The sequence below is a fragment of the Streptomyces sp. URMC 127 genome (genome assembly GCF_051386535.1).
Classification (GTDB): Bacteria; Actinomycetota; Actinomycetes; order Streptomycetales; family Streptomycetaceae; genus Streptomyces.
This window is the reverse complement of record NZ_JBPQTW010000016.1, coordinates 59249-68404: the sequence shown is the minus strand read 5'-3', so window position 1 is coordinate 68404 and position 9156 is coordinate 59249. Positions and strand designations below refer to the sequence as shown.

The following is a 9156-nucleotide window of genomic DNA, read 5'->3' as shown; positions in this document are numbered from 1 at the left end:
CCGGCGCGGCGGGTCGCTGCGGCTGTTCGGGTGCGCCGCCTGCCTCGTCCAGGGCCGCGGGGGGAGCGGTGTCGGGCGCGTCCTCCCCCGACTCGTCCTCGGCCGGGTCCGGCGTGTCCTCGTCCTGTTCCGTACCGGTGTCGTCGGAGGGGTCTTCGAAGGGCGGCCCGGACGACGGAGCGGAGGAGGGTGAGCCGGATATCGCGGAAGGCGCCGGCCGGGGGGACGGCCCGGGGAGCTCCGGGCCCGGCGCGGCGGCGGCGACCAGGACGGTGGCGGCCAGCACCGGCCCGGCTATCAGCGCCGCGCGCAGACCGCCCGGCAGCCTGCCGCCGTCGATGCCCACGTCGCCGCCCTCCGCTCTCCGCCCGAGCCGCTCAGGCCCACCCTCACACGGGGTGGGCGGGGCGGCACGGCGGGTGGTTCATGCGGGTGGTTCAGGCCGTGAGGAGGATCTTCCCCACGTGCGCGCTCTGCTCCATGACGCGGTGCGCCTCGGCGGCCTCCGCCATCGGCATCGTGCGGTCGACCACCGGCCGCACCCGCCCGCCGGCGACGAGCGGCCACACGTGCTCCCGTACGGCCGCGATGATCGCCGCCTTCTCGGCGAGCGGGCGGCCGCGCAGGGACGTGCCCATCACGGCGGCGCGCTTGGTGAGCAGCGCGCCGAGGTCGAGCTCGGCCTTGCGCCCGCCCTGCAGGCCGATGATGACCAGGCGGCCGTTGACGGCGAGGGCGTCCACGTTCCGGGCGAGGTACTTGGCACCGACGATGTCGAGGATGACGTCGGCACCGACGCCGCCGGTGACCTTGTGGAGCTCCTCGACGAAGTCCTGTTCGCGGTAGTCGATGAGGATGTCCGCGCCGAGCTCGCGGCACGCCTCCAGCTTGTCGGCGCTGCCCGCGGTGACGGCGACGCGCGCGCCGACGGCCTTCGCCAGCTGTACGGCCATGGTGCCGATGCCGCTTCCGCCGCCGTGCACGAGGAACGTCTCGCCGGGGCGCAGGTGGGCGACCATGAACACGTTGGACCAGACGGTGGCGGTCACTTCGGGCAGGCAGGCCGCGGTGACCAGGTCCATGCCGTCGGGCACGGGCAGCAGCTGGCCCGCGGGGACGCACACCTTCTGCGCGTAACCGCCGCCCGCCAGCAGCGCGCACACCTCGTCGCCGACCGCCCAGCCGCTCACCCCGGCGCCGAGGGCCGCGATCCGGCCGGAGCACTCCAGGCCCGGGTAGGGGGACGCGCCGGGCGGCGGGTCGTAGAAACCCTGCCGCTGTACGACGTCGGCGCGGTTGACGGCGCTGGCCACGACCTCGATCAGGACCTCGCCCTCGCCGGGTACGGGATCGGGAACCTCGGACCAGACCAGGGCCTCGGGCCCGCCCGGTTCACTAATGGTGATCGCATACATGGTCGCGAGGCTACCGCCGGGGCGCGGCGGTGATCACGGAACATGGGGGGCATGGTGACGCGCAAGATGACCCGACTGTCGCTGTTCCGAACGCTGTGGAGGCGCACCCGCGGCGAGGCCGGAGAGGACGCCGAGGCGGGCCGCTCGATCGTCATGCCCGCCCGGCGCGTCGCGCCGCCGCTGCGGCAGGTGCTGCAGCGGCTGGTCATGGCGCTGCTGGTGCTGGCCGTCACCACACTGATCGTCTACGCGGACCGTACCGGCTACCACGACAACGCCGGCGGCGGCGTCGGCTTCCTCGACTCGGCGTACTACGCGACCGTCACCCTGTCGACCACGGGCTACGGCGACATCACGCCCGTCGGCGCCGGGGCCCGGCTGACGAATATCTTCGTGATCACGCCGCTGCGCGTGCTGTTCCTGATCATTCTGGTGGGAACGACCCTGGAAGTGTTGACCGAGCGGACGCGCCAGCAGGTGCGCGTCCACCGTTGGAGGTCCCGGATGCGAGAGCACACCGTCGTCGTCGGCTACGGCACGAAGGGCCGGCACGCCGTCGAGACGCTGCTGGGACAGGGCAAGCCCAAGGACGGCATCGTCGTGGTCGACCCGCAGAAGAAGGTGGTCGACGCGGCGGCGGCCGAGGGCCTCGTGGGCGTCCTGGGCGACGCCACGCGCTCCGAAACCCTGCTGCGCGCGGAGCTCGGGCGCGCCTCCCAGGTCGTCATCACCACGCAGCGGGACGACACGGCAGCGCTGGTCACGCTGACGGCCCGGCAGCTGAACAAGGCCGCCAAGATCGTCGTCGCCGTGCGGGAGGACGAGAACGTGCCGCTGCTGCGGCAGAGCGGCGCCGACACGGTCGTGACGAGCTCCAGCTCGGCGGGCCGCCTGCTCGGCATGTCGATGATGAGCCCGAACGTCGGCACGGTCCTGGAGGACCTGCTGACGTACGGGAACGGGCTGGACGTGGCGGAGCGCCCGGTCACGAAGCAGGAGGCGGGCCGCTCGCCACGGGACTGCGAGGACCTGGTGGTAGCGGTGGTACGGGGCCACCGGCTCCTGCACTACACGGACCCGGAGGCGGCAACGCTCCACTTGGCGGACCGAGTCATCACCATCAGAAAGGGAGCGACGGGGGAGGAGTCCTGAGGGAACGGCATCGATCTGCGGCTCCGCCGCGCGGGGGCGCCCCGTCAGGGGCGCGGGACAGCATCGATCTGCGGCTCCGCCGCGCGAGCGCGCCCAGCCACAACAGCGCCCCGAAAGGGGCGCGGGGAACTGCGCGACAAGCCACAAACGGCCCGTGCCCAACGGACAGACCCAAGCCCCGTCAGGGGCGCGGGGAACTGCGCGACAAGCCACAGACAACCCGCAGCCAAGCGCGCCCCACCCGTACGCCCCGTACGAAGAACGCAGGCCGGGCCTACGCCACCCCCAACACCGTCACCTCCGCAGCACGAACCGCACCGCCCGCCGGCACCACCGCCATCCCGTCCGCCGCGGCCAGCCCCCGCAACATCGCAGGGCCGTGAAAGCGCAACGGCCGCACGCGGCCGACCCCGTCGTACTCGACCGGCACAAGCCGCGTATCCACCGGATGCCCGGACACCGCCTCCGTGAGGACAGCCCGTACGGGCGCACCGGACACCCGCCCGGTCAGCGCCCGCAGCAACGGCTCGGCGAGCGTCAGGAGCCCGGCCACGGCCGCCAGCGGGTTCCCCGGCAGCCCGACGACGTGCCGGCCGGGCCCGAGCCGCGCGAGCAGCATCGGGTGCCCGGGCCGCACCGCGACCCCGTCGACCAGCAGCTCGGCGCCCAGCCGCCGCAGCGTGGGGTGGACGTGGTCCACGGGCCCGGAGGCCGTGCCGCCGGTGGTGACGACCACGTCCGCCGTGGACGCGGCGAGCGCCCCGTAGAGGGCCTCCGCGTCGTCCCCGAGGCACACCGCCTCACCCGGCTCCGCTCCAAGCGCCCGCAGCCACGGACCGAGCATCGGGCCGAGCGCGTCCCGGATCAGCCCGCCCTCGGGGAGCCCCTCGCGGAGCAGTTCGTCGCCGAGGACGAGCACGTCGACGCGGGGGCGGCGGACGACGGTCAGCGCGTCGTAGCCCGCGGCGGCGGCGAGCCCGAGCAGGGCGGGGGTGACGGGCGTCCCGGCGGGCACGAGCTCGTCGCCCTGCCGGCATTCACCGCCCCGCGGCCGGATGTCCTGGCCATGACTGACGTGCCGGCTGGCAAGCAGCTCGCCCTTCACCGTCACTTCGCCGTGCTCGCTGCGCAGCACGGCCGTCGCCCCGGGCGGAATCGGCGCTCCGGTGGCGATCCGTACGGCGCGCCCGTCGCGCAGGGGGCGGGCGCCGGGCCGGCCCGCGAGGACGTCCTGCTCGCCGGGCGGCGGGAGCTTCCACGGGCCGGGGCCGGCGACGGCCCAGCCGTCCATGGCGGAGGTGTCGAAGGAGGGCAGGTCGGTGAGGGCGACGAGCGACTCGGCAAGGACGTGCCCGAGTGCGTCTGCGAGGGACCGGTCCTCGGCCGGAAGGACGCCGGCGGCTTCGGCGGCCACGGCCCGGGCCGCGGCCCACGAAGAGGACCGGGGGGCGTGGGGGGCGTCGTCGGCCGTCATACGGTCCTCGGCGGCGATGTCGATATCGATGAACGGAAAGTCATCGTAGGCAGGGGCCGGCGCGGGGGCGGGGACGGAAGGCCCTCGCGCGGCGCGCGCATCCCGGGCGGTGCCCACGGGCCGGCCGCCGTCGACCACGCCGCCGCCGACGGGGATCTCGTCGAACGGGAAGTAGGCGAAGGGCCCCCGGCGGTCGTCCACCGGCTCAGCGTGCGGGGACTCGGCATGCCGGGACCCGGCGCCCCCGGAGCCGGAGCGGTCCGAGCCGGAGCGGTCCGAGCTGTGCCGGCCCGAGCCGGGGCGGCCCGAGCCCGGGCGGTCCGAGCCGGGGCGCCCCGCCGCCTCCGCGTCCTCGCCCGGAAGCCGCTCGTCGTCGCGTGCGCGCGAGCGCGCCCCGCGCCGCCGGTCCGCGAAGAGCGCCAACGCCTCCTCCGTGGCCCGGTCGAGCGCGGAATCCCCGTCCACGTCCTTCATCGCGGGCCGTCGGCCTTCCCGGTGGCGCCGTCGTCGGCCGGCTTGCCCGCCGCGTGGTCCTCGGCGGCGGCCGCCTCCGCCGCCCACCGCTGGGCCAGGGCGACGGCCTTGCGGGTGGTCTCGGCCACCGCTTCGGGCCCGCCGCCCGCGCGCCCGGCGGCGTAGCCGACGAGGAAGGTGGTCAGGGGCGCGGCGGGCCGGGCCACGCCGTGCGCGGCGTCGCGCGCGAGGTCCAGGAGGGCGGTGGTGTCGACGTCGAGGTCGATGCCCAGCTCGGCCTTGGCCGCGGAGATCCATTCATCCAGCACGCTCCCATCGTCCCTGATGCGCGCGCGGGCCGTGGCGACGTCCTCCCAGGTGTCACAGTCGAACGAGGCCGTCGGGTGCGGGAACCGGCCGAGGGTGAGCTCGTCGGTGAGCAGCCGCAGCGGCAGCCCGGCGAGGCCGCCGTGTTCGGCGGCGAGCAGCGCGAGCTCGCGGCGGAGCGGCTCGGTGCGGTAGGCGGCGACCAGTGGCTGGTCACGGCCGTCGAGGTCGGTGAGGAGCACTCCTTCCACGTACGGGCTGCCGGTGGCGGCCGCGGCGAGCAGCGCCCGTACGGTCTCGGCGCGCAGGAACGGCAGGTCGGCGGAGAGCACGAGCGTGGTGGCGGCGGCCGTGTGCCGCAGGCCGGCGGCGAGCCCGGCGAGGGGGCCGCCGCCGGGCGGCTCCTCCCGCGCCCACCGCACGGGCCGTGCGGTCGGGCGCCGGGGGCCCACGACGACGGTCTCCTCGGCGTCCGCGCACGCCTCCAGCACCCGGTCCAGCAGTGTGCGTCCGCCCACGCGCAGGGTGGGCTTGTCGGTGCCGCCCAGCCTGCGGGCGGCGCCACCGGCGAGCACTACGGCGTCGTAACCAGTCACCCGATGAGTATGGCCGCTCGCGTTGCGGCGAAGGCTCAGAGGGAGCGCAACAGTACGGCGGGCTGCTCGACGCAGTCGGCCACGTAGCGCAGGAAGCCCCCGGCCGTGCCGCCGTCGCAGACCCGGTGGTCGAAGGTGAACGACAGCTGCACCACGTGCCGCACGGCCAACTCACCCTCGTGCACCCAGGGCTTGGGGGCTATCCGGCCGACGCCGAGCATGGCCGCCTCGGGGTGGTTGATGATCGGCGTGGAGCCGTCGACGCCGAACACGCCGTAGTTGTTCAGCGTGAACGTCCCTCCTGTGAGCTCGGCCGGGCTCAGGGTGCCGGTGCGGGCGGCCTCGGTCAGCCGGGCTATCTCCGCGGAGAGACCGGCGGCGTTGCGCAGGTGGGCGTCCCGGACCACGGGGACGACCAGCCCGCGCTCGGTCTGCGCGGCGAACCCGAGGTGGATGCCGGGCAGCCGGACGATCTCCCGGGCCTCGGTGTCGACGGTGGAGTTGAGGTCGGGATAGCGGGCCAGGGCCGCCGTGCAGATGCGGGCGAGCAGGGCGAGGAGGGATGTCTTCGCCCCGCCCGCGGCGTTCATGGCCTTGCGGGCGGCCAGGAGCTCGGTCGCGTCGGCGTCCACCCAGCAGGTGGCGTCGGGGATCTCCCGGCGGCTCCTGCCGAGCTTCTCGGCGACGGCACCGCGCAGCCCCTTGAGCGGGATGCGCTCGGCACCGGCGGGGGACGGCGTCTTGTCCGCGGCGGCCCGTACGGCGTGCTCCACGTCGGCCCGCAGGATCAGCCCGTCGGGCCCGGACCCGGTCAACGCCCGCAGATCGACGCCGTGTTCCCGTGCCATCTTCCGGACGAGGGGAGAAATAACGGCCACGGGCCCGGCCCCGGCAGCAGCCGCGGAAGCGCCCGCACGCCGCTCACCGGTCCCGCGCCGGAAAGCCCCGCGGACCACAGGATCTCCGGCAGCCTCGGCGCCCCCTCCCGCCGCAACGGCGCCCGGCCCGTGCGAACCGGCCCTGCGGTGCCCGCCCGTCTCAGGACCGTCCGTGAACGCGCCTCCGGATGCCCCGTCAGGAACGAGCGCAGCCGGCAAAGACCCCCGGCCGGCAGGACCGCCCGCCTCGGCTTCTCCCGGCGCCGGCGAGCCGCCACCGGCGGAACCGGCGCCGAAGGGACCGCCCTCCGGCCGGACGCGGCGGCGCCGCGCCGCGGGTGCCCCCGTGCCGTAGCCCACGAGCACGTTGCCGGAAGCCTCCGGCTCCTCTCCCGTGGACGCGGACGCATCCACGGGCCCCGCTCCGACGGCGACCGTCAGCAGCGGCGCTCCCACGGGGATCTCCGCGCCCTCTTCGCCGAAGCGGGCGGTCACCACGCCCCCGTAGGGGCAGGGGACCTCGACCATCGCCTTGGCCGTCTCGACCTCCACGACCGGCTGGTCGACGGCCACGACCTCGCCGACCTCCACCAGCCAGCGCACGACCTCCGCTTCGGTGAGGCCTTCGCCGAGATCCGGCAGCCGGAATTCCTTGACCTCGGGCATCAGCTCTCCGCCTCCCACTGCAGCCGTGCGACCGCATCGAGCACCCGGTCGACGCCGGGCAGATGGTGCCGCTCGAGCATCGGCGGCGGGTACGGGATGTCGAATCCGGCGACGCGCAGCACCGGGGCCTCCAGGTGGTGGAAGCAGCGCTCGGTGATGCGGGCGGCGATCTCCCCGCCGGGCCCGCCGAAGCCGGAGGCCTCGTGGACGATCACCGCGCGGCCCGTGCGCCGGACGGAGGCGCAGACGGTCTCCTCGTCGAAGGGCACGAGCGAGCGCAGGTCGACGACTTCGAGGTCCCATCCCTCCTCGGTGGCGGCCTCGGCGGCTTCCATGCAGACGGGCAGGGACGGCCCGTAGGTGATGAGCGTCGCGGAGGTGCCGCGGCGGCGGACGGCGGCGCGGCCTATGCCCGGCACCGCCTCGGGCGCCTCGGGATCCCACTCGGCCTTGGACCAGTAGAGCCGCTTGGGCTCCAGGAAGACGACCGGGTCGTCGGAGGCGATCGCGGCGCGCAGCAGGCCGTAGGCGTCGGAGACGGTGGCGGGCGTGACCACGTGGAGGCCGGGCGTCGCCACGTAGTACGCCTCGGAGGAGTCGCTGTGGTGCTCGACGCCGCCGATGCCGCCGCCGTAGGGCACCCGGATGGTGAGCGGCATGGGCATGGCGCCGCGCGTGCGGTTGCGCATCCGGGCGACGTGGCTGACGAGCTGCTCGAAGGAGGGGTAGGCGAAGGCGTCGAACTGCATCTCGACGACGGGCCGCAGCCCGTACATGGCCATGCCGACCGCCGTGCCGAGGATGCCGGCCTCGGCGAGCGGGGTGTCGGTGCAGCGGTCCTCGCCGAACTCCTTCACCAGGCCGTCGGTGACGCGGAAGACGCCGCCGAGCGCACCGACGTCCTCTCCGAGGACGTGGACGGACGGGTCCTCGGCCATGGCGTCGCGCAGGGCCCTGTTGAGGGCCTGGGCCATGGAGGCGGGCCGGGATCCGGCCCTGACGGCGGTGGTCATCGGTGCGCACCTTCCCGGGTCGCCGGGGCGGCCTCGGCCTCTGCGGCGAGCTCGGCGCGCAGCAGCTCGGCCTGCTCCCGCAGTTGGGCGGTCTGCTCGGCGTAGACGTGGGTGAAGAGGTCCATGGGATCGAGCAACGGGTCCTGGTTCATGCGCTCGCGCAGGTCGGCTGCCATGCGCTCGGCGGCCTCCTGCTCGGCGGCGGCGACGGACGGGTCCAGCAGCTTGCGCTCCGTCAGCTCCTGCTCCAGCAGGGCGATGGGGTCGTGGCCGCGCCAGGTGTCGACCTCGGCGTCGCTGCGGTAGCGCGTGGCGTCGTCCGCGTTGGTGTGGGCGTCCATGCGGTAGGTGACGGCTTCGACCAGGGTGGGGCCGCCGCCTTCGCGGGCCCTGCGCACGGCCTCGGTGAGCACCTCGTGGACGGCTGCGACGTCGTTGCCGTCGACGAGCCGGCCGGGCATGCCGTAGCCGACGGCCTTGTGGGCCAGCGAGGGGGCCGCGGTCTGCTTGGAGAGCGGCACGGAGATCGCGAAGCCGTTGTTCTGCACGAGGAAGACGACGGGGGCCCGCCACACCGCGGCGAAGTTCAGCGCCTCGTGGAAGTCGCCCTCGCTGGTGCCGCCGTCGCCGACCATGGCGAGCACGACCACGTCGTCGCCCTTGAGGCGCGCCGCGTGCGCGAGGCCCACCGCATGCGGCAGTTGGGTGGCCAGCGGGGTGCACAGCGGTGCGATCCTGTGCTCGTGGGGGTCGTATCCGGTGTGCCAGTCGCCGCGCAGGAGCGTGAGCGCCTGGACGGGGTCGAGGCCGCGGGCGACCGCGGCGAGGGTGTCGCGGTAGCTCGGGAAGAGCCAGTCCTGCTCCTGCAGGACGAGCGCGGCGGCGACCTCGCACGCCTCCTGGCCCGTGGAGGAGGGGTAGACCGCGAGCCGGCCCTGGCGGGTGAGCGCCGTGGTCTGGGTGTTGTAGCGCCGGCCGCGGACGAGGTGCCCGTACAGGCGCAGCAGCAGACCGGCGTCGAGCCCGCCCGCCGCCTCGGTGCCCAGGACGCGGTACGGCTCCGCGTCGGGAAGCAGGGGTGCGGGGTCGGTGCGGGGCCGCCAGGCGGGCGGCGGGGTCGGCCGGTACGAGCCGGGCTGCTCCAGGACCGTCATGACGAGCACCTCCTTCGTGGGGACGGGC

General features: G+C 75.0%; 7 protein-coding genes and 1 pseudogene. 1 reads left to right on the top strand and 7 read right to left on the bottom strand.

Annotation, left to right across the window (positions count from 1 at the left end; all coding sequences use genetic code 11):
* Window positions 1-346 (bottom strand): annotated as a pseudogene (locus ACSNOH_RS06555) (hypothetical protein); the annotation flags it as partial.
* A gap of 91 nt (window positions 347-437) precedes the next feature.
* The gene (locus ACSNOH_RS06550) at window positions 438-1415 is read right to left on the bottom strand and encodes an NAD(P)H-quinone oxidoreductase (protein ID WP_436720230.1); all 978 of its coding nucleotides are present in this window, start codon (window positions 1413-1415) and stop codon (window positions 438-440) included.
* Window positions 1416-1466: 51 nt separating this feature from the next.
* Here ACSNOH_RS06550 and ACSNOH_RS06545 point away from each other — a divergent pair, with 51 nt between their 5' ends.
* On the top strand, window positions 1467-2567 hold the full coding sequence (locus tag ACSNOH_RS06545; protein WP_436720229.1) for a potassium channel family protein: 1101 nt from the start codon (window positions 1467-1469) through the stop codon (window positions 2565-2567).
* A 274-nt stretch (window positions 2568-2841) separates the two neighbouring features.
* On the opposite strand, the gene ACSNOH_RS06540 is transcribed toward ACSNOH_RS06545, so the two are convergent.
* The 5 genes from ACSNOH_RS06540 to pdhA all read right to left on the bottom strand — a co-directional run bounded on the left by ACSNOH_RS06540 (window position 2842) and on the right by pdhA (window position 9128).
* Window positions 2842-4197: a molybdopterin molybdotransferase MoeA gene (locus ACSNOH_RS06540; RefSeq protein ID WP_436720234.1), complete on the bottom strand. Its 1356-nt coding sequence runs from the start codon at window positions 4195-4197 to the stop codon at window positions 2842-2844.
* A 314-nt stretch (window positions 4198-4511) separates the two neighbouring features.
* Complete coding sequence (locus ACSNOH_RS06535) at window positions 4512-5417, bottom strand: NTP transferase domain-containing protein (protein WP_436720228.1); 906 nt, start codon at window positions 5415-5417, stop codon at window positions 4512-4514.
* Between the two features lie 35 nt (window positions 5418-5452).
* A complete protein-coding gene (locus tag ACSNOH_RS06530; protein WP_436720227.1) occupies window positions 5453-6961 on the bottom strand; it encodes a dihydrolipoamide acetyltransferase family protein in 1509 nt (502 codons plus the stop codon).
* A complete protein-coding gene (locus ACSNOH_RS06525; protein WP_436720226.1) occupies window positions 6961-7974 on the bottom strand; it encodes an alpha-ketoacid dehydrogenase subunit beta in 1014 nt (337 codons plus the stop codon). The genes ACSNOH_RS06530 and ACSNOH_RS06525 overlap by 1 nt, the downstream gene beginning before the upstream one ends.
* Window positions 7971-9128 (bottom strand): pyruvate dehydrogenase (acetyl-transferring) E1 component subunit alpha, encoded by a 1158-nt coding sequence (gene pdhA, locus ACSNOH_RS06520; protein ID WP_436720233.1) that lies wholly within the window; start codon window positions 9126-9128, stop codon window positions 7971-7973. The genes ACSNOH_RS06525 and pdhA overlap by 4 nt, the downstream gene beginning before the upstream one ends.
* Window positions 9129-9156 lie beyond the last annotated feature (28 nt).